The sequence below is a fragment of the Sphaerisporangium rhizosphaerae genome, assembly GCF_042665155.1.
GTDB lineage: Bacteria > Actinomycetota > Actinomycetes > Streptosporangiales > Streptosporangiaceae > Sphaerisporangium > Sphaerisporangium rhizosphaerae.
The window spans coordinates 44,151-63,211 of sequence record NZ_JBHTCG010000038.1; the positions used below are offsets into that span (position 1 = coordinate 44,151).

Annotated in this window: 16 protein-coding genes; 5 read left to right on the plus strand and 11 right to left on the minus strand. The window is 72.3% G+C overall.

Annotated elements, in window-relative coordinates; translation table 11 throughout:
• Positions 1-47 precede the first annotated feature (47 nt).
• The gene (locus ACFQSB_RS34900) at positions 48-2,303 is read left to right on the plus strand and encodes a molybdopterin-dependent oxidoreductase (RefSeq protein WP_380831137.1); all 2,256 of its coding nucleotides are present in this window, start codon (positions 48-50) and stop codon (positions 2,301-2,303) included.
• Positions 2,304-2,337: 34 nt separating this feature from the next.
• Here ACFQSB_RS34900 and ACFQSB_RS34905 read toward each other — a convergent pair whose 3' ends face one another.
• A complete protein-coding gene (locus tag ACFQSB_RS34905; RefSeq protein WP_380831139.1) occupies positions 2,338-4,635 on the minus strand; it encodes a LuxR C-terminal-related transcriptional regulator in 2,298 nt (765 codons plus the stop codon).
• A gap of 143 nt (positions 4,636-4,778) precedes the next feature.
• On the opposite strand from ACFQSB_RS34905, the gene ACFQSB_RS34910 reads away from it, so the two are divergent.
• The gene (locus tag ACFQSB_RS34910; protein WP_380831141.1) at positions 4,779-5,771 is read left to right on the plus strand and encodes an NAD(P)-dependent alcohol dehydrogenase; all 993 of its coding nucleotides are present in this window, start codon (positions 4,779-4,781) and stop codon (positions 5,769-5,771) included.
• A gap of 379 nt (positions 5,772-6,150) precedes the next feature.
• Here ACFQSB_RS34910 and ACFQSB_RS34915 read toward each other — a convergent pair whose 3' ends face one another.
• From ACFQSB_RS34915 to ACFQSB_RS34930, 4 genes are all read right to left on the minus strand, one after another.
• The gene (locus tag ACFQSB_RS34915; protein ID WP_354844758.1) at positions 6,151-6,279 is read right to left on the minus strand and encodes a hypothetical protein; all 129 of its coding nucleotides are present in this window, start codon (positions 6,277-6,279) and stop codon (positions 6,151-6,153) included.
• Between the two features lie 814 nt (positions 6,280-7,093).
• Positions 7,094-7,222 carry a hypothetical protein gene (locus ACFQSB_RS34920; RefSeq protein WP_354844761.1) on the minus strand — a complete coding sequence of 43 codons (129 nt, stop codon included), beginning with the start codon at positions 7,220-7,222 and terminating at the stop codon, positions 7,094-7,096.
• Positions 7,223-7,467: 245 nt separating this feature from the next.
• Positions 7,468-8,502, minus strand: coding sequence for a TerC family protein (locus ACFQSB_RS34925; RefSeq protein WP_380831143.1), 1,035 nt, complete (start codon positions 8,500-8,502; stop codon positions 7,468-7,470).
• Positions 8,503-8,702: 200 nt separating this feature from the next.
• Complete coding sequence (locus ACFQSB_RS34930) at positions 8,703-9,299, minus strand: TetR family transcriptional regulator (RefSeq protein WP_380831145.1); 597 nt, start codon at positions 9,297-9,299, stop codon at positions 8,703-8,705.
• A 128-nt stretch (positions 9,300-9,427) separates the two neighbouring features.
• Between ACFQSB_RS34930 and ACFQSB_RS34935 the strand changes: the two genes are divergently transcribed.
• A complete protein-coding gene (locus ACFQSB_RS34935; protein ID WP_380831146.1) occupies positions 9,428-9,781 on the plus strand; it encodes an ester cyclase in 354 nt (117 codons plus the stop codon).
• 170 nt (positions 9,782-9,951) lie between these two features.
• Here the strand turns inward: ACFQSB_RS34935 and ACFQSB_RS34940 are convergent, their stop codons facing one another.
• Positions 9,952-10,530, minus strand: a complete 579-nt coding sequence (locus ACFQSB_RS34940) for a CGNR zinc finger domain-containing protein (RefSeq protein ID WP_380831148.1) — start codon at positions 10,528-10,530, stop codon at positions 9,952-9,954.
• A gap of 71 nt (positions 10,531-10,601) precedes the next feature.
• Between ACFQSB_RS34940 and ACFQSB_RS34945 the strand changes: the two genes are divergently transcribed.
• Together ACFQSB_RS34945 and add are read left to right on the plus strand one after the other, a co-directional pair.
• Entirely contained in the window at positions 10,602-11,381 is a 780-nt protein-coding gene (locus ACFQSB_RS34945) for a class I SAM-dependent methyltransferase (protein WP_380831150.1), read from the plus strand.
• An 82-nt stretch (positions 11,382-11,463) separates the two neighbouring features.
• A complete protein-coding gene (add, locus tag ACFQSB_RS34950; protein WP_380831152.1) occupies positions 11,464-12,510 on the plus strand; it encodes an adenosine deaminase in 1,047 nt (348 codons plus the stop codon).
• A gap of 96 nt (positions 12,511-12,606) precedes the next feature.
• Here the strand turns inward: add and pgl are convergent, their stop codons facing one another.
• The 5 genes from pgl to tal all read right to left on the minus strand — a co-directional run bounded on the left by pgl (position 12,607) and on the right by tal (position 19,052).
• Complete coding sequence (gene pgl / locus ACFQSB_RS34955) at positions 12,607-13,380, minus strand: 6-phosphogluconolactonase (RefSeq protein ID WP_380831154.1); 774 nt, start codon at positions 13,378-13,380, stop codon at positions 12,607-12,609.
• Positions 13,381-13,524: 144 nt separating this feature from the next.
• Positions 13,525-14,424, minus strand: a complete 900-nt coding sequence (locus tag ACFQSB_RS34960; protein WP_380831190.1) for a glucose-6-phosphate dehydrogenase assembly protein OpcA — start codon at positions 14,422-14,424, stop codon at positions 13,525-13,527.
• A 40-nt stretch (positions 14,425-14,464) separates the two neighbouring features.
• On the minus strand, positions 14,465-16,174 hold the full coding sequence (gene zwf, locus ACFQSB_RS34965) for a glucose-6-phosphate dehydrogenase (protein ID WP_380831155.1): 1,710 nt from the start codon (positions 16,172-16,174) through the stop codon (positions 14,465-14,467).
• On the minus strand, positions 16,174-17,802 hold the full coding sequence (locus ACFQSB_RS34970) for a glucose-6-phosphate isomerase (protein ID WP_380831157.1): 1,629 nt from the start codon (positions 17,800-17,802) through the stop codon (positions 16,174-16,176). Before ACFQSB_RS34970 ends, zwf begins: the two co-directional genes overlap by 1 nt.
• A gap of 140 nt (positions 17,803-17,942) precedes the next feature.
• A complete protein-coding gene (tal, locus tag ACFQSB_RS34975) occupies positions 17,943-19,052 on the minus strand; it encodes a transaldolase (protein ID WP_380831159.1) in 1,110 nt (369 codons plus the stop codon).
• Positions 19,053-19,061: the final 9 nt, after the last annotated feature.

Sequence of the window (19,061 nt, forward strand, 5' to 3'; positions counted from 1 at the left end):
TAGGCTGGGTCTTGATATCGAACTCAACCCGTGCTGGGGGAGGCGACGTGGAGACCGGGTGGCGGCCTTCGGCGTGCGTGCTGTGCGCCTGCAACTGCGGCATCCAGATCCAGCTGGACGGCCGGCGGTTCGCGCGGGTCCGGGGCGACAAGGCCCACCCCTCCTCCCAGGGCTACACCTGTGAGAAGGCGCTGCGGCTGGACCACTACCAGAACGCCGAGGACCGGCTCACCCACCCGCTGCGGCGGCGGCCCGACGGCACGTTCGAGCGCGTCGGCTGGGACACCGCCATCGCCGAGATCGCCGCGCGCTTCTCCGCGGTCCGCGACGCCCACGGCGGCGAGTCGATCTTCTACTACGGCGGCGGAGGACAGGGCAACCACCTCGGCGGCTCCTACTCGGGCGCCTTCATGCGCGCGCTCGGCGCCAAGTACCGCTCCAACGCCCTCGCCCAGGAGAAGACCGGCCTGTTCTGGGTGTCGGACCGCATGCTGGGCAACACCGCCACCGGCGACTTCGACCACTGCGAGGTCGCGTTGTTCGTCGGCAAGAACCCCTGGCAGTCCCACGGGCTGCCGCGCGCCCGGCCCACCCTGCGCGAGATCGCCCGCGACCCGGCCCGCTGCCTGATCGTCATCGACCCCCGGCGCACCGAGACGGCGGAGCTGGCCGACATCCACCTCCAGGTGCGCCCCGGCGCGGACGCCTGGCTGCTCGCCGCGATGGCCGCGGTGCTCGTCCAGGAGGACCTCATCGCCCACGAGTGGCTGGCCGCCCACGCGGCCGGCCTCGAAGAGGTGCGCGCCGTCCTTCGAGCGGTACCGGTCGGTGAAAACTGCGCGATCGCGGGCGTGCCCGAGGAGCTGGTGCGCACGGCGGCGCGCCGCATCGCCGCCGCCTCCGGCGTGGCGGTGTTCGAGGACCTCGGCGTGCAGATGACGCTGCACTCCACGCTCAACAGCTATCTGGACAACCTGCTGTGGCTGCTGACCGGCAACTTCGGGCGCCCCGGCACCAACAACCCGCCGATCCTGTTCGCGCCGTTCATCACCTTCGGCCACCACGGGCCCAAGCGCGACCGGGTCAGCCCGGTGGCCGGGGCGCGCATCATCTCCGGCCTGGTCCCGGCCAACGTGGTCGCCGAGGAGATCCTCACCGACCACCCGCGCCGCTACCACGCCATGCTCGTCGAGACGGCCAACCCGGCGCACTCGGTCGCCGACTCCAAGCGGATGCGCGAAGCGCTGGAGGCGCTGGACCTGCTCGTGGTGATCGACGTCGCGATGACCGAGACGGCCCGGCTGGCCGACTACGTGCTGCCGGCGCCCTCGCAGTTCGAGAAGTGGGAGGCGACCTTCTTCAACCTGGAGGCGCCGGCCAACTACTTTCACCTGCGCCGCCCGGTGCTGGACCCGCCGCAGGGCGCCGACCTGCTGCCCGAGCCGGAGATCCACGCCCGGCTGTGCGAGGCCGTGGGCGCGCTGCCGGCCGACCGCGTCCAGACCCTGCGCGAGGCGGCCGAGCGGGGCCGCGCGGCCTTCGCCGAGGCGTTCCTGGCCGCCATGGCCGACCCCGAGCTGGCCAAGGTGGCCCCCGCCCTGCTCTACCGCACCCTCGGGCCCACCCTGCCCGGCGGCGCGGCGGCGGCCGCGTCCCTGTGGGCGCAGGCCGTGCGGGTCGCCATGGCCCACCCCGGCGCGGTGCGGCGGGCGGGCATCGAGGGCGAGGGCCTCGCGCTGGGCGACCGGCTGTTCGACGCCATTCTGGACAGCCCCTCCGGCCTGGTGTTCACCGTCGACGAGCCCGGGGACGGCTGGGACCGGCTCGGCACGCCGGACAAGAAGATCCACCTGGCGCTGCCCGACCTGCTGGACGAACTGGCCAGCCTCGGGCCGGGCCCGGACGCGCACCCTGAGTACCCCTTCGTCCTGTCGGCGGGGGAGCGGCGGGCCTTCACGGCCAACACGATCTTCCGCGACCCCTCCTGGCGCAGGCGCGACACCGACGGCGTGCTGCGGGTCAGCCCCAAGGACGCCGCCGGCCTCGGCCTGTCCGACGGTTCCCGGGCTCGGGTGACGACCAGACGCGGCTCGGTCGAGGCGACCGTCGAGATCACCGACACCCTCCAGGCGGGGCACATATCCCTGCCCAACGGCCTCGGCCTGTCCTACCCGGGCGAGACGGGCGAGATCACCACCGGGGCCGCGCCGAACGAGCTGACCGCCTCGGAAGACCGCGACCCCCACGCCGGCACTCCCTGGCACAAACACGTCCCCGCCCGCGTCGAGGCCCTTCCGTCCTAGGCGTGTCCGTCGCCTCATCGGCTGGCGGCGGCCCTTACTGATCCGGTGAGGCCGTCCAGGCGGCGATCTGCGCACGCGAGTTGAACCCGAGCTTGTTCAGGATGTTGCGGACGTGGCTGTCGACGGTGTGCTCGGAGATGAACAGGCGTGCCCCGATCTGCCTGTTGCTCAGGCCCTCGGCGACCAGCCGGGCGACCTCCGCTTCCCGCTTCCCGAGCGGCGCCGCGCCCACGTCGGCGCGGGCCGCGGCCTCGTCGGCCGGCTCGCCGAGCGCCAGCGCGATCGCGTCGCCCCGGCTCAGGCGTCTTCCGGCCTCGAACTCCTGCCGGAACGCCGACGCGCCGAGCCCGGCCGCCGCCGACTCCTCGGCCCGGGCCACCAGCCGGGCGAGGAACGGCAGGATGCGCGCGCCCGCGCCCGTTCGCACGGTCTGCGCCGCCCCGAGCAGCCGGGCCGCGAGCCGGAGCCGGCCGGAACCCGCGGCCTGGCACGCCAAGGTGTCGAGCAGGCAATACTGCGCCACCCGGTCGTCGATCCGCCGGGCGATCCCCAACGCCTCCGCGAACAGCGGCTCCGATGCGCCGAGATCGCCGGCGATCAGCATGGCGGAGCCGAGGTTCAGCAGCATCATGTCGAGGCTGTAGAGGTCACCGGCTTCCCGGCTGAGCCGCACGCCCTGTGACGCCGCGCGTGCGACGGCGTCGAGATCACCGTCGGACAGACCGTTGAGCGCTCGCGCCTGTAGTGACATGAGCGTGGCCGGCAGATCGTCAAGACCCGTCGCGACGAGGTCGGCCTCATCGGCCAGGCGCCTGGCGGCCGTGCGGTCACCGGCCATGTTGGCGGCCATCGAGGCCAGCGCGAGCGACTGCGACAGCAGGCCGGCCGGCCCCGCCCGCCGGGCCGCCGTCACCGCGTGTTCGAGCGCCGGCCTGGCGGCCTCCGGATCCGACTGCAGCACCGCGAGGAACCCGCGCAGGAAACACGCCTGGGCGCGTGTGCGCGCGTCCCCGCCCGCGATCGCGAGCAGCTCGTCGAGCCACCGGACGCCTTCGCCGGTCGCGCGCGTCATCCAGAACCAGCCGATGGAGCAGGCGAGGACGGTCCCGCGCGGGACGTCCTCGTGCTCCAGGCAGCGCCGGAGGACCGACCGGACGTTGTCGATCTCCACCTCCATCCAGTCGAGCCATTCGGCGAGCCGATATCGCGCCTCGGCCGCGGATCGGCGGCACCTTGTGATGTAGTACTCGGCGCATCGCCGTTCGAGGGCTTCCCCCTCACCGGCCTCGCGCAGCTTGAGCCCGGCGTATTCGCGCATCGTCTCGTGCAGCCGGTAGCAGGCGAGGTGTCCGGCGTCCTGTTTCAGCACCAGGGACTTGTCGACCAGCGACGCCAGCAGGTCCAGCGCGTGAGTCCGCGGCGCCCGGCCGGACGTGCAGACCGCCTCGACGTCATCGAGGGTGAACCTGCCGGCGAACACGGACAACCGCCTCAGCAGTGTCCGCTCGCCCGCCGTCAGCAGGTCGTGGCTCCAGTCGATCGTGGTGCGCAACGTCTGGTGACGGGGCAGCGCGGCATGGCCTCCTCCTGTGAGCAGGCCGAACCGGTCGGCCAGGCGGTCGAGGATCTGCTCGGCGGTGAGGACCCGTGTCCGGACGGCGGCGAGCTCGATCGCCAGCGGAAGGCCGTCCAGACGGCGGCACAGATCGGCCACGGCGGCCTGGTTCGCGGCGGTCAGCTCGAAGGCGCCCGACCCTGCCGCGGCCCGTTCCGCGAAGAGCATCACCGCCTCGGCCTGCCGGACCTGCGCGAGGGACGCGTCCGCGTGAGCCGGCGGCAGCCGGAGGGAAGGGACGGGGACCACGTGCTCACCCGGCGCCGACAGCGGCTCCCTGCTGGTGGCCACCACGCGCACACCTGGAGCGGCTCTCATGACCTCCGTCACCAGCCGGGCGGCCGCCTCGAGCAGGTGCTCGCAGTTGTCCACCACCAGCAACAGCCTCTTGTCCCGCAGATGGGAGAGCAGATGGGGCAAGGGCTCGGCCGCCGCCTGGTCTCGTAGATCCAGGGCGGCCAGGGCGATGTCGCCGACCCGTGAGGGATCTTTGACCTCGGCCAGCTCGACCAGCCACGCCCCGCCGGGGAACCCCCGTGCGAGATGGGTCGCCGCCCGGATCGCGAGGCGCGTCTTGCCGACCCCGCCGGGCCCGACGAGGCTGACCAGGCGGGCCTCGGTGAGCCTGGTCCTGATCTCCGCCAGTTCGCGGCGGCGCCCGATGAAGCTGCTCGCCTCGGCGGGCAGGTTGCCCGAGGGGCGCGGGGGTCTGGCCATCGTCGAGATGGACATTACTCCCGCCGCGAGCGCCGCGGCCGATCGAATTGGCGACCCGATAGCGAATTTCCGTGATGTGGGCGCTTCGCGGGGCTTCCTACGCTGGCGGGCATGTCCGAGGAAGCCGGCGTCGAGGGGAAACCATGAAGGCGATTCGCTATCACCGGTACGGATCACCGGACGTCCTCGGCCTGGAGGACGTCGACGTGCCCGTCGTCGGTGATGAGGACGTACTGGTCAAGGTGATGGCGGCCGCCGTCAATCCGCTGGATGTCCATTTCATGAGGGGGACGCCGTACGTCCTGCGCACGCGGGCCGGGCTGTTCCGGCCCAGCACCGGCGGAATGGGCGGCGACCTGGCGGGCCGCGTCGAAGCGGTCGGCAGGAAGGTCACCAGATTCAAGACAGGGGACGAGGTGTTCGGCGGCCGCGCCGCCGCGCCCGTCGAGCGCAGCGCCGCGTTCGCCGAGTACGCCAGCCTCCACCAGGACGGGATGGTGCGCAGGAAGCCGGTCAACCTGACCTTCGAGCAGGCGGCGTCCGTACCGGTGGCGGCGGTCACCGCCTTGCAGGCGCTGCGCGACAAGGGGCGCGTCCGGTCAGGGGACAGGGTCCTGGTCAACGGCGCGGCGGGAGGCGTCGGCACCTTCGCGGTCCAGCTCGCCAAGGCGTACGGCGCCGAGGTGACGGGCGTGTGCGGCACCGGCAACGTGGAACTGGTCCGATCGATCGGTGCCGACCACGTCGTCGACCACACCCGGGACGACGTCACCCGCGCCGGGCGGCGCTACGACCTGATGGTCGACATGGCCGGCAACCACACCCTGTCCGCCATCAGGGGCGTACTGACGCCGAAGGGCGTGCTCGTGGCGGTAGGAGGACCGGTCAAGGGGCGGTGGATCGGGCCGGTGACCGGTCCGCTCAAGATGCTCGCGCTCTCCCGGGTCGTGAGCCAGACGCTGGCGCCCATGCTGGCGCACCGGAGCGGCGACGACCTCGTCGTCCTGCGTGAGCTCATCGAAGCCGGGAAGGTCACCCCGGTCATCGACCGGACGTACCCGCTCAGCGCGGTCCCCGACGCCATCCGCCACCTCGAAGAGGGACACGCCCGCGGAAAGGTGGTGATCATCACATGACCCTTCGTCGCCTTGTTCCCACGGGACGGCATCGGGGCATGGGTGAGGGCCGCCGGGGGCGTCGTTCGGGGGAGGGGTCCTGCGGGGCCGCGGATGGGGAGCGGGGCGGCGGACCGGAGGATGGTCGGGTGCGTCGATCCTGGCTCACGATGGTCGCCGTCTGAGCTTCCGGCGTTCTCGCTATTCGTGGCTTGGACGCTGCCGCCGCCGTCGTCCGGAATTCCGGTTCATTTCCGGAGGGGACTGGGCGGAGCCGGCGAGGTGGTGCTGTTCTGGCGGTGTCCGCTGGGGTGCCGGATCGCCCGTTGATTCGGTCTGGGGAGTCGTTTTCTTTCTCTGCGATTCTTCGTCGTCCGGATTCTGCTGCCGGTTCTGTGTGTCAGTCCCAGGTGGTGCCGGCGGCGCGGGAGTAACCGTCCCAGGTGGTGCCCGCGGTGCGCGAGTAGGAGTCCCAGGTGGTGCCGGCGGAACGAGTGGCGGTGGCGGCGGAGAAAGCGTTGGCGGTCATTTTTCGTCTCTTTTCTGGAGGGCTTGTCGTTCGTCCTTGTGAGAACAACTCTCCGGCATTCCGGGCCCTCGGAACAGACAATTCGGCGGCAGCAAGCTGCACGCCGCTGACCACTTGCTGCCACCAGGAAAGCGGCCATGTCGCCGAGAGGCGCACCGCCCGCATTGATGCAGGTCACAGGCGCTGTTGCCGGGCCGCGCCGGCTCGCCGCGGATGGTCTGGACGGCGGTGTGGCGCGATGCGGACACGGCTGCCGCGGGCGTCGCATGCCGGTTCCGTCCTTGTCCGGCCTTGATCGGCCGCCCGGGAGGGTCCGCCGCGATGCGATCGTCCCGCCGGACGCGGGACCGGTGCGCGCGAGATGGCGGTCTCGGCGGCGTTGTCGCGTTCACGCGGGCCACCGGCGTCGCCGGCCCGGGGCGACGGCCGTGACGGCCGCGACGGCCGCGACATGGCGCGAGGGCGGCCTCGGTGCGGAGAGGTGGCCGGCGGGAACGACGTGCCGTGTGCGGCGGGGCCCAACAGGGCGGGGGCCGACAGAGAGGGGCCGAGGGGCGGGGCCTGAGCGGTGGTGCGCTCGTGTGGCCGAGAGCCGGTCGCGATCGGCCGGCCGGGCGTCGATTTCTCCGAATATACGGGCGCCGGGCCGAGGAGTTCATTGTCTTCCGCCGTCTTCGTGAACCGTATGCGGTTCACCCGGGCGGGCTGGTGCGTTCAGCCGTCCTCGCCGGAGAATCTTACGTCCGGCGTTTTCGCTTGAGGTCTATTATCGGGTAGATGGTGCTGGAATCCGGTTCGAAGTCAATGTCGAATATCAGTCCCAAGTGGTGCCGGCGGCGCGGGAGTAACCGTCCCAGGTGGTGCCCGCGGTGCGCGAGTAGGAGTCCCAGGTGGTGCCGGCGGAACGAGTGGCGGTGGCGGCGGAGAAGGCGCTGGCGGTCATTTTATTTCTCTTTTCTGGAGGGCTTGTCGTTCGTCCTTGTGAGAACAACTCTCCGCCATTGCGGGCCCTCGGAACAGACAATTCGGCGGCAGCAAACTGCACGCCGCTGACCACTTCCTGCCACTCGATCGAGTGACATCCCCCTCGCGCGTCCCGGGACGGTGTCACCGCAGGTCGACGCGCTGTTCCAGGCCGGTCTGCCCGACCTGCCGTACGCCGTCCCCGGCACCTGACCGTCATACGGCTCAGCTTCGGGAGCGCCTCTTGTGAGCGGCTTGGGCCCTGGTCGGCGGGCTCTCCCCATCGCCTTCCGATGCCGGCCGGTCGCCGGACGCCGGCACGGCGGGCCGGCTCGTCGGCGCGGGGCCGGCGCCCTGGCGCGTGGTGAGCCAGCTCGCGATGACGGCGGTCGTGAGGATCGCGGCGACCACCGCCAGCGAGATCCAGGTCGAGATCTTGTAGACGTCCAGCAGGAGCATCTTCACCCCGACCCACACCAGCACCAGCGCCAGGCCGAGCTTCAGGTGGACGAACCGGTGCATCAGCCCGGCCAGCAGGAAGTACATCGCGCGCAGGCCGAGGATGGCGAAGGCGTTGGAGGTGAAGACCAGGAACGGCTCGGTGGTGACGGCGAAGATCGCGGGAATGGAGTCCACCGCGAAGACGATGTCGGTCACCTCGACCAGCACCAGTACCGACAGCAGCGGGGTGGCGGCCCGCCTGCCCGCCTCCCGGACCCAGAACCGCTGCCCGTGGTAGTCGTCGGTGACCGGCACCAGACGGCGGAGCAGCCGCAGCGTCCTGCTGCGCGCCGGGTCGACGGTCTGGCCGCGGTGCAGGGCCAGGCGGACGCCGGTGAGCACCAGGAAGGCGCCGAACACGTACAGGACCCAGGAGAAGCTCGCGATCAGCGCCGAGCCCGCGGCGATGAAGACGCCGCGGAAGAGCAGCGCGCCCAGCACGCCGTAGAACAGCACATGGTGCTGGTAGCGCGCCGGCACGGCGAAGTGGCCGAAGATGATCGCGAACACGAAGATGTTGTCGACGGCCAGCGACTTCTCGATCACATAACCGGCGTAGTACTGGCCGGCGTACTCCGCGCCCCACCACCACCAGACGGCGGCGCCGAAGGCCAGTCCGAGGCACACCCAGATCGCCGACCACAGGGCCGCCTCGCGCATGCCGATCACATGGGCATGGCGATGGGTGAACAGGTCGATGGCGAGCATCGCGGCGATGACACCGAGCACCGCCGGCCAGGCCCACAGGGCGACGTTCACAAGGGGACACCTTTCCGGTCGAGACGACCGGAGGTCTCTCCGCCGCCCAGGCCACGTGGTGTTCCGGGACGGCGCCAGGACCGGGCGGGCATCGGGCCCGCCGTACTGACGACCCTGGCGTCTAGGGGTACTCCCCTCCGCGCTCACAGGATACGCGACCGGCTCACCGCGGAAAAGAGCAGGTCAGCGGGCTGAAGGCGTCAGCCGTGCAGGGCGCGGAGGGCGGCGGCGAGCAGGCCGGACCGCTCGGCGGGGGTGAGGGCGCCGTCGCCGGCCGACAGCAGCGCCAGCGTGCCGTTCTTCGCCACCGCGTACGCGGCGTACGCCCGCACGACGCCGGCCGCGTCAGGCCCGGCCGCGTCGGGCCCGGCCGGGGTGAGCGCGGCGGTGAGGGCGGCGTTGATCTCCTGGGACCTCGGGACCACGCGCTGGAGCGCGGCGCGCGCGGAGGGGTCGCCGCCGATGAGGTCGATCAGCGTGTGCAGTTCCGCCGTGGTGTCGATGACCGCGCCCAGCAGTTCTCCGGCGTCCGCGCGGCCGGAGATGGCGGCGTCGGCCAGCCGCTGGTAGGCCAGCAGCGGCTCGGCCATCAGCGCCTCGATGATCTCGGCCTTGGAGGCGAAGTGGTAGTACAGGGCTGCCTTGCTCGTGCCCAGCCGGCCGGCGATGTCGGCGATGGACGTCCCGGCGTACCCCTGCTCGGCGAACAGTTCCTGGGCGATGGACAGGATGCGCCGCCGGGTCTCCTGGGCGTTCTGCCCGGCCCGGCCGCCCTGACGTTCCCTGGTGCCCGACATCGCCCGCCCTCCGGCCGCGGAGGACGGACCCGCTGTCCGCGCCTCCACGGAGCAGTGTACTTGACGACCGTTCAGTAAGTGCTGCACGCTTGCTTACCGAACGGTCGGCAAGTGAACGGAGCAGCTAAATGACCAGGGATGACATGAAGGCGATCGTGGAACGCATGTACGCGGCCGCCAACGCGGGAGACCTCGACGCCGTGGAGGAGATCTTCGCCCCGGACTTCTACAGCCACCCGATGGGGACGACGGGCACCGAGGCCGTCAAGAACGCCTGGCGGGACATCCGCGAGCGCTACCCGGACCTGCGGGTCACCATCGAGGACATGCTCATCGACGGGGACAAGATCGCCCTGCGCTCCACCGTGCACGGGGCCGCGGGGGCGGACGGGCGGCCGGATCCGGCGCTCATGGAGATGATCCGCGTCGCCGACGGGCGCGTCACGGAGGTCTGGGGACTCACCGGCATGGTGTGGCGCTGAGGCCTCCCGCGGGCGTTCAGGCCTCCCGCGGGCGCTCAGCAGTCCCGCGGGCAGCAGCTCAGCAGTCCCGCGGGTGCTGAGGCCTCCAGTGAGGCTGAGGCGGCTCGCGCGGAGTGAGGCGGCTCGCGGGGGCGGAGGCGGCTCGCCGGCGTCGAGGCCGCCCGCGGGAGCTAGGGACGGCTCGCGCGCGCCCGGAAGGCGGCGGTCTTGACCCGGTTCTGGCAGGTGGTCGAGCAGAAGCGGCGGGTGCCGTTGCGCGAGACGTCGACGTAGACGCGGTCGCAGTGGGACGCCGTGCACACCCCGAGCCGGTCGTACAGGTCGCCGCCCAGGACGATGGCCAGGCCGCTGGCGCAGCCCGCCGCCCAGTCGTCGCCCAGGGTGCCCCCGCCGCCGTGGAAGTGCAGGTGCCAGGGCTCGCCGTCGTGCCGCTCCAGGTGCGGCCGGGCCTGGGTGCGGTCGAGGACGCGGTTGACCTGCCGGGCGGCGGTGTCCAGGTCGCCGGTCTCGACCGCGTCGAAGACCACCCGCAGCTCGGCGGCCACCCGGGACAGCTCGGCCGCCTCGGCGTCGGTGACCTCCCGCGAGCCCCGGTGGCCGGCGCGCAGGGCATCGGTGACGGTGGCGCGCCGGTCGGGGCCGGGCGGCGGAGGCGTGTACGGCCTCCCGTGCGCCTCGCCGGGCGTGAGCCGGTTGACCAGGGCGGCGGCGACGGCCACCACGGCATCGGTGTGACTGTTGAAATTCACTTGACCGGTTACATCCTCACGTCTTACCGTGTGACTGCCCAAATAGTTTACGGCAGTTACAGGGAGTCCTCATGTCCATTGTTCCCCGCGAGCGGGCCCGCGACTGGATCCTGCGGTGGGATCGCCAGCAGGAGGGCTACATGCCCGACCGCGAGGCCCGTTTCGCCGCCCTCATCGACGCCGTGGAGGCCGGGGCCGGGCGGCCCGACCCGCTGGTGCTCGACCTCGGTTGCGGGCCCGGCTCGCTCGCCGCCCGTTTGCTCGACCGCCTGCCCGAGGCCACCGTCGTGGCCCTGGACGCCGACCCGCTGCTGCTCGCGCTCGCCCGCGCCGCGCACGAGGGCAGGCCGGGGCTGCGCTTCGCCGACGTGGACCTGCGGACCCCCGGATGGGCCTCGTCCCTCGGCCTGGACCGCCCGGTGGACGCGGCGGTGAGCACCACTGCGCTGCACTGGCTGGCCGAGCCGGAACTGCGCGTGATGTACCCCGAGCTGGCGAGCGTGATGAAGCCCGGCGGCGTGTTCCTCAACGGCGACCACATGGAAGTGATCGACATCGCGCCGGCCCTGGCCAAGCTGGAGCGGGCGGTGCACGAGCGCGCCATGCGCCGCAGGTTCGGCGCCGGACGGCCCGAGGACTGGCGCCAGTGGTGGGACGCCGTGGCCGCCGACCCCGACCTGGCGGCACTGGCGGACGAGCGCGCCCGCAAGGTCGCCGGCGCGGCCCACCGTGGATCGGAGTCGCTGGAGCTGTCCGCGCACGTCACCGCCCTGCGCGACGCCGGCTTCGCCGAGGTGGGCACCCTGTGGCAGAACGGGAACGACCGCTTGCTGTGCGCCATTCGTAGCTGAGAACCGGAAACTGACATCTTCGTGTGAGATTTCCGCCGGGACACTACCACCGGTCCCGGCGGGCTGCTTAGGGTCGGGCGCTATGACGCAGAGCACCGCCTCGACACACGCCTTCATCGCCGCCCTGCCCAAGGTCGAACTGCACCTGCACCTGGTGGGAGCCGCCTCGGTGCCCACGGTCCTGGAGCTCAGCCGGCGGCACCCCGGCGGCCCGGTGCCCTCCAGCGAGGAGGAGTTGCGCGCCTTCTACGCCTTCAGGGACTTCCCCCACTTCGCGGAGATCTACGCCGACGTCAACCGCCTGGTGCGCGAGCCCGAGGACGTCGCCACGCTGGTCACCGGAGCCGCGCGCGACCTGGCCGCGCAGAACGTCCGCTACGCCGAGTTGACGGTCACGGCCTACTCCCACCAGCGGATGGGCATGTCCAACGCCGCGATCACCGAGGCGCTGGACCTGGCCGCCCGGGCCGCGGCGGCCGACCACGGCGTGCGCGTCGGCTACGTGTTCGACATCCCCGGAGAGGCCGGGCCCGAGGCCGCGCGGGCGACGCTCGACCACGCGCTGTCCACGCCGCCGGAGGCGTTGGTCGGCCTCGGCCTGGCCGGCATCGAGCAGGAGCGGCCCAAGTACCGCGACGCCTTCCGGGACGCCTTCCGCGCGGCCACCGCCGCCGGTCTGCACAGCGTGCCGCACGCGGGCGAGATGAGCGGGCCCGAGACGATCTGGGAGGTCATCGAGGGGCTCGGCGCCGAGCGCATCGGCCACGGCATCAGCTGCGTGCGCGACCCCCGCCTCATCGCCCACCTCAAGGAGACCCAGATCCCGCTGGAGGTGTGCCCGACCTCCAACGTGTGCACCGGCCAGGTGCGCGACCTGGCCTCCCACCCGCTGCCCCGGCTGCTGGAGGAGGGCCTGTTCGTCACGCTCAACAGTGACGACCCGCCCATGTTCGCCACCACCCTGAACGGCGAGTACGGCGTCGCCGCCCGCGTCTTCGGCCTGGGGGAGGCCGAGCTGGCCGCGCTGGCCCGCAACGCCGTGCGGGCGTCCTTCCTCGGCGAGCGGGCCAAGCGCGAGATCATCGACGAGATCGACCAGGTGTGCGCGGCCGGGCCGGCGAGCGCCTGACCCGCCGCCGCCGGCCCGTCGGCTCCGATGACCCGGCGGCGGGTCTCGGCGGACGGCGCCGGAGTCGCGCGGCGGGACGGCCCGCCGCGCGCCCTGTCAGGGAGACGCGCGCCGGGTGAGCCCCGGCGGGATCTTGGAGGCGGCGGCCCGGTCCAGCAGGAACAGGGTGCGCAGCCGCCCCCTGGCCCCCGCCCCCGGCACCTGGTACGGGCCCGACTCCTGCAGCGCCAGCCGGACGGCCCCGGCCTTGTCCTCGCCGGCCACGATGACCCACACCTCGCGGGCCGCCCTGATGGTGGGATGGGTCATCGAGATGCGCGTCGGCGGCGGCTTGGGCGCGCCGTGCACCGCCACCACCGCACGCTCGTCGTGGACGGCCGGCATCTCGGGGAACAGCGAGGCCACGTGGCCGTCCGGGCCGAGGCCCAGCATGAGGATGTCGAACGAGGGCACCGGCCCGTGGTCCTCGGGCCTCGCGGCCTTGCGCAGCTCGTCGGCGTACCGCTCGGCGGACTCCTCGGCGCTCAGCCCGGAGTCCGGGCCGAGCATCGGGTGCACCCGCGCGGGGTCGACCTCCACCCGGTCCAGCAGCGCCTCCCGCGCGCCGGTCTCGTTGCGCTCGGCGTCGCCGGTGGGCAGGAAGCGCTCATCACCCCACCAGACGTCCAGGCGGCGCCACTCGACGGCGTCGCGCGCCGGGGTGGCGGCGACCTCCCTCAGCGTGGCGACGCCCATGCCACCGCCGGTGAGCACCACGTGGGCCGACCCCTTGGCCGCCTGCGCGTCGGCCAGCCCGGTGATCAGGCGGGCGGCGACGGCCTTGGCCAGCACATCGGCGTCCCGGTGGATCAGGACCGAGGGAACACTCACGACAACACCCCTCCATCTACGAGAAACGACGGCGCCCGGCACCACCCTATGCACCGAAGATCGGAGCAGGGGGCGATGCCGGGCCGCCAGGTCGGAAAGCCGGGGGCGCCGGCCCGGAATCAGGGGCCGGCGCCGCCGGACGGGTCAGGAACCGTCGAAGTCCGCGACGCGCTTGATCGCCGAGGCGTACAGCTCGTCGGGGTCCAGCCGCCGCAGCTCCTCGGCGAGCAGGTCGGAGGTCGGCCTGCGGGCCAGGGCCACGTGCCGGTCGGGCTGCCCCGGCCGGATCAGCGTGGCGGTGCGCGAGTCGTGCCGCTCGACGACGATCTCGCCCTCGCCCTGCAACCGCAGGTGCACGCTGGTCAGGCCGGGCCCCCGGGACTCGGTCACCTTGATCGGCGCGTCGAGCTTCTCCGACAGCCACACCGCCAGCAGAGAGGCGCTCGGGTGACCGGGCTCGGCCTCGACGTAGCCGGACAGGACCCGGTCCACCGGCTGGTCGAACGCCGCCGCCAGCAGGCTGCGCCAGGGCGTGATGCGCGTCCACGCCAGGTCGGTGTCGCCCGGCGAGTAGCCGTCGGCCCGGCTCCGGATCGCCGCCACCGGGTCCGGCGCCGAGCGGGCGTCGGTCACCCGGCGCTGCCCGAACGAGCCCACAGGGTCCTTCGCCGGCGAGGCGGGGGCGTTGCCGGGCCACCACACCACCACGGGGATGTCGGGCAGCAGCAGCGGCGACAGCACCGAGTCGGCGTGCTCGGTGAGCTCCCCGTACAGGCGCAGCAGCACCACCTCGCCGGTCGTCAGCTCGCCCACCCGGATCTCGGCGTCCAGCCGGGTGGCCTCGCCGCGCTCCCTCGGGATCACCGCGAGGATGCGCGAGGGATGCTCGCGCGCGGCCTCGGAGGCCGCGCGCACCGCGTCGTACTGGTGGCTCTCGTCGCACACCACCACCAGCGTCAGCACCATGCCGACGGCCGGCGCGCCGACCTGGTGGCGCAGGCGCGTGAGCTGCGAGGAGATGTCGGAGGCCGTGGTCGACCCCATCAGGAAAGTGGTCACAGCGACTCCCGCGTTCCGTTGCCGATCACAACCGCCTCCAGGCCCGGCCGTCTCTGGACATCATCTCGTCGGCCGAGGCCGGGCCGCCGGTGCCGGCAGGGTAGCCCTCCGGCTGGTCCGGACGCGACGCCCAGTAGTGCTCGATCGGGTCCATGATCTTCCAGGACAGCTCGACCTCGCGCTGGTGCGGGAACAGCGGCGGGTCGCCGATGAGCACGTCCAGCAGCAGCCGCTCGTAGGCCTCCGGCGAGGACTCCAGGAACGCCTCGCCGTAGGCGAAGTCCATGTTGACGTCCCTGACCTCCATCGCGGTGCCCGGCACCTTGGAGCCGAACCGCACCGTGATGCCCTCGTCCGGCTGGATGCGGATCACCAGGGCATTGTGCCCCAGTATCTCGGTGTCGGTCTTGCTGAACGGCAGGTGCGGCGCCCGCTGGAACACCACGGCCACCTCGGTCATCCGCCGGCCGAGCCGCTTGCCGGTGCGCAGGTAGAACGGCACGCCCGCCCAGCGCCGGTTGGCGATCTCCACCTTGATCGCCGCGTAGGTCTCGGTCTTGGAGTCCTGCGGGATGCCGTCCTCCTCCAGGAAGCCCTTGACCGGCACGCCGCCCTGCCACCCCGAGGTGTACGCGCCGCGCGCGGTGGCCAGGCCGAGGTCCTCGGGCAGGGTGACGGCCTCCAGGACCTTCTCCTTCTCCCTGCGCAGCGACGAGGCGCCGAACGCCGTCGGGTCCTCCATGGACACCAGCGCCAGCAGCTGGAGCAGGTGGTTCTGGATGACGTCCCTGGCCGCGCCGATGCCGTCGTAGTATCCGGCCCGGCCGCCGACGCCGATGTCCTCGGCCATCGTGATCTGCACGTGGTCGACGTAGCCGCGGTTCCAGATCGGCTCGAACAACGTGTTGGCGAAGCGCAGCGCCAGGATGTTCTGGACGGTCTCCTTGCCCAGGTAATGGTCGATGCGGAACACCGAGTCGGGCTTGAAGGCCGAGTCGACGATGGCGTTCAGCTCGCGGGCGCTCTGCAGGTCGTGCCCGAACGGCTTCTCGATGACGATGCGCCGCCAGGAGCCCTCGGGCGGCTTGGCCAGGCCGGTGCGCTTGAGCTGCTCGACGACCACGGGGAAGGCCTTGGGCGGAACCGACAGGTAGAAGGCGTAGTTGCCGCCGGTGCCCCGGGTCTCGTCGATCTCCTTCAGAGCCATGGCCAGCGCGTCGAACGCGCCGTCGTCGTCGAAGGAGCCCGGCACGAAGTGCAGGCCCTCGCAGATCTGCTTCCAGACCTCCTCCCGGAAGGGAGTGCGCGCGTTCTCCTTGACGGCGTCGTGGGTGATCTGGGCGAAGTCCTGGTGCGCCCAGTCGCGGCGGGCGAAGCCCACCAGGGAGAACCCCGGAGGCAGCAGCCCGCGGTTGCCCAGGTCGTAGATCGCCGGCAGCAGTTTGCGCCGGGCCAGGTCGCCCGTCACGCCGAACAGCACCAGCACACAGGGGCCGGCCACCTTGGGCAGCCGCCGGTCGCGGGGGTCGCGGAGCGGGTTGGCCTCGATCACGTCGATCGTCGTCGCGGTGCTGGCGACGGCCTGGGCCGCCTTCAGCGACTCGTCGGGGGTGACCTTCGGCTGGTCCTCTCCGGCATGGTTGGCCAGTTCGGTCTCGTGGATCGATGGCGCGGGCACGTTCGCCGGGCCCGTGTCATCGGCGCTGGCCGAGCCCGGCTGCTCGCTGTCGTTCATCAAACCTCCCGTGCGGCGGTGAGCAGGTGCCTGACGCCGGCCTCGCGGTCGGTCAGGTGCAGGCGGAGGACCGGACGCCCGCGCTCGCGCAGCGCGTCCAGGTCGCCGAGAGCCTGGGCGAGCTCCAGCCTGCCCAGGGTGTACGGTCTGCCCGGCACCTCGAGGTCGTCGTCCACGGCGCCGGTGATCTGCAGGAAGACGCCGTTCCGCGGGCCTCCCTTGTGGTACTGCCCGGTCGAGTGCAGGTAGCGCGGGCCCCAGCCGAAGGTCACCGGCCGGTCGGTCCTGATCGACAGCAGCCCTTGCAGGCTGGCCGGGTCGTGCGCCGCCCAGATGTCGGTGATCACCTCGAAGGAGGCGTCCTCCGGCACCGGGACGTCGAAGGCGGCCTCGCGGTCCAGGAAGGCGCCGATGGAGAGGTAACCGTGGGCCGGAATGCCCTCCAGCAGCGCGGTCAGCACTCCAGGAAGGTCCTTGACGTGCTCGGGGATCTCGCCGTACACCTCGACCGGGCCGTCGACCAGCGCGGGCACGCCGGTCGGCAGCGGGCCCTGGCCCGCCCCGGCGAGGATGCGCGCGGTGTTCTCCTTGGACTCGGCCACGTTCGGCTGGTCGAAGGGGTTGATCCCGAGCAGCCGCCCGGCGACCGCGGTGGCGTACTCCCAGATCAGGAACTGGGCGCCCAGCGGCCCGCGCACCTCGACGTCGCCGTCGGTGTCGATGCCGGCGACGAACTCGTCGGCGGCGCCGGTCGGGTCGATGCCGACGACCGGCAGGATGCCCTTGCCGTGCTTGCCCGTCGACTCGGCGACGAGCTGCTCGGCCCAGTCGGGCAGGCCGTTGATCGGCGAGAGGCTGTCGTCCAGCAGCAGCTTGTCGCGGCCGGACAGGGCCGCGGCGCCGATGGCCGCGCCGAGCGCGAGGCCCGGGCCGTCATCGGCGGACAGGGTGGCGCGGGCCTGCTCGGCCTCGTCGAGCAGCCGCGACACCTCGGCTCCGGCCAGCGCGCTCGGCACCAGGCCGAACGCCGACAGGGCGCTGTAGCGGCCGCCGACCGCGGGGTCGGCCAGGACGACGGTGTACCCGGCCTCGGTCGCGGTGCGCTCCAGCGGCGAGCCGGGGTCGGTGACGACCACGACGCGGCCGGCCGGGTCGATGCCGGCCTCGCGGAAGGCCCGTTCGTAGACGCGCAGGTGGGCGTCGGTCTCGATCGTGGCGCCGCTCTTGCTGGCCACCACCAGGACCGTGCGGTCCAGCCGGTCGTCGAGCGCCCGGCGCACCTGGCCCGGGTCGGTGGTGTCGAGGACGGTCAGCGGCACGTCGAAGGTGGCGCAGATGACCTCGGGAGCCAGCGAGGAGCCGCCCATGCCGGCGAGCACGACGTGCTCCAGGCCGTCGGCCCGGACGCGCTCGGCCAGCGCGGTGATCTGGGGGAGCAGCTCGCGGGAGGACGCGGGCAGGTTCAGCCAGCCGAGGCGGATCTTCGCCTCCTCCTCGGCCTCCGGCCCCCACAAGGCGGGGTCGCCCGCGGTCAGCGCCCGCGGCACCCCGTCTTCGACGAGTTTCCGCACGGCCTCTTCGGCCTGCGCGGCGACCTCCTCGTCACCGAATGTTACGGAAATATCCATTCTGAAGTCTTCTCCTCGCGTGGCCGGCCGGGGCTGGTGGCCGCGGCTGCGGGCGTGCGCCCGCAGCCGGTGCCGGCCGTGGGGCGGGCCGGGCCGGCGCGGTCGCGCGGCCGGCCCGCCCAGGCTGCAGGGGGCGGGCCCTAGCGGGCCTTTTCCAGCTCCGACTCGAGCGTGCCGAGCAACTCGGTCCACGAGGCGACGAACTTCTCGACGCCCTCCTCCTCCAGCGCCCGCACCACGTCGTCGTAGTCGATGCCGACCTGCTTGAGCGCCGCCATGGTGTCCCATGCCTCGGTGTAGCCCGACCGCACGGTGTCGCCGTCGATGGAGCCGTGCTCGGCCGTGGCGTCCAGCGTCTTCTCCGGCATGGTGTTCACCGTGCCGGAGGTCACGAGCTGGTCGACGTACATGGCGACCGGGTAGTCGGGGTTCTTCACCCCGGTGGAGGCCCACAGCGGACGCTGGGGGTGCGCCCCGGCGGCCTTGAGCGCCTGCCAGCGATCACCGGCCACGACCTCCTCGTAGGCGGCGAAGGCCAGGCGGGCGTTGGCGATGGCGGCCTTGCCGCGCAGCGCGAGCGCCTCGGGGGTGCCGATCTTCTCCAGGCGCTTGTCGATCTCGGTGTCGAAGCGGCTGACGAAGAAGGACGCCACCGACTCGATCTTCGACAGGTCCAGGCCCGCGGCCTTGGCCTTCTCGAGGCCTTCCAGCCAGGCGTCCATCACCGCGCGGTAGCGCTCGAGGGAGAAGATCAGCGTGACGTTGACGCTGATGCCCTCGGCGAGCGCCTGGGTGATCGCCGGCAGGCCCTCGACGGTCGCCGGGATCTTGATGTGCACGTTCGGCCGGTCCACCAGCCACCACAGCGCGCGCGCCTCGGCGACCGTCTTCTCGGCGGTGTCGGTCGCCAGACGCGGGTCGACCTCGATGGACACCCGGCCGTCCACGCCGTCGGTGGCGTCGAACACCGGCCGCAGCACGTCGGCGGCCCAGCGGATGTCATAGGTCGTGATGGCCCTGACCGCCTCGCCCACGTCCACGCCGCGCACGGTAAGGTCGCGCAACTGGTCGTCGTAGGCGTCGCCCTTGCTGAGCGCAGAGGCGAAGATGGTGGGATTGGACGTGACGCCGGTGACCTGCTTGTCGCGCACCAGCGCCGCGAGGTTGCCGCTGCGCAGCCGCTCGCGGCTGATGTCGTCCAGCCAGATCGACACGCCCTGGCCGGTCAGGCGCTTCAGGTTCTCACTCATGGCTCGTTC

Bases quoted from the DNA above. Each gene is read 5' to 3' on its own strand.
- ACFQSB_RS34905 (WP_380831139.1), bottom strand. From the start codon at position 4,635: ATGGCCAGACCCCCGCGCCCCTCGGGCAACCTGCCCGCCGAGGCGAGC.
- ACFQSB_RS34910 (WP_380831141.1), top strand. From the start codon at position 4,779: ATGAAGGCGATTCGCTATCACCGGTACGGATCACCGGACGTCCTCGGC.
- ACFQSB_RS34915 (WP_354844758.1), bottom strand. From the start codon at position 6,279: ATGACCGCCAACGCTTTCTCCGCCGCCACCGCCACTCGTTCCGCCGGC.
- ACFQSB_RS34920 (WP_354844761.1), bottom strand. From the start codon at position 7,222: ATGACCGCCAGCGCCTTCTCCGCCGCCACCGCCACTCGTTCCGCCGGC.
- ACFQSB_RS34930 (WP_380831145.1), bottom strand. From the start codon at position 9,299: ATGTCGGGCACCAGGGAACGTCAGGGCGGCCGGGCCGGGCAGAACGCC.
- ACFQSB_RS34935 (WP_380831146.1), top strand. From the start codon at position 9,428: ATGACCAGGGATGACATGAAGGCGATCGTGGAACGCATGTACGCGGCC.
- ACFQSB_RS34945 (WP_380831150.1), top strand. From the start codon at position 10,602: ATGTCCATTGTTCCCCGCGAGCGGGCCCGCGACTGGATCCTGCGGTGG.
- add (WP_380831152.1), top strand. From the start codon at position 11,464: ATGACGCAGAGCACCGCCTCGACACACGCCTTCATCGCCGCCCTGCCC.
- ACFQSB_RS34960 (WP_380831190.1), bottom strand. From the start codon at position 14,424: ATGGGGTCGACCACGGCCTCCGACATCTCCTCGCAGCTCACGCGCCTG.
- zwf (WP_380831155.1), bottom strand. From the start codon at position 16,174: ATGAACGACAGCGAGCAGCCGGGCTCGGCCAGCGCCGATGACACGGGC.
- ACFQSB_RS34970 (WP_380831157.1), bottom strand. From the start codon at position 17,802: ATGGATATTTCCGTAACATTCGGTGACGAGGAGGTCGCCGCGCAGGCC.
- tal (WP_380831159.1), bottom strand. From the start codon at position 19,052: ATGAGTGAGAACCTGAAGCGCCTGACCGGCCAGGGCGTGTCGATCTGG.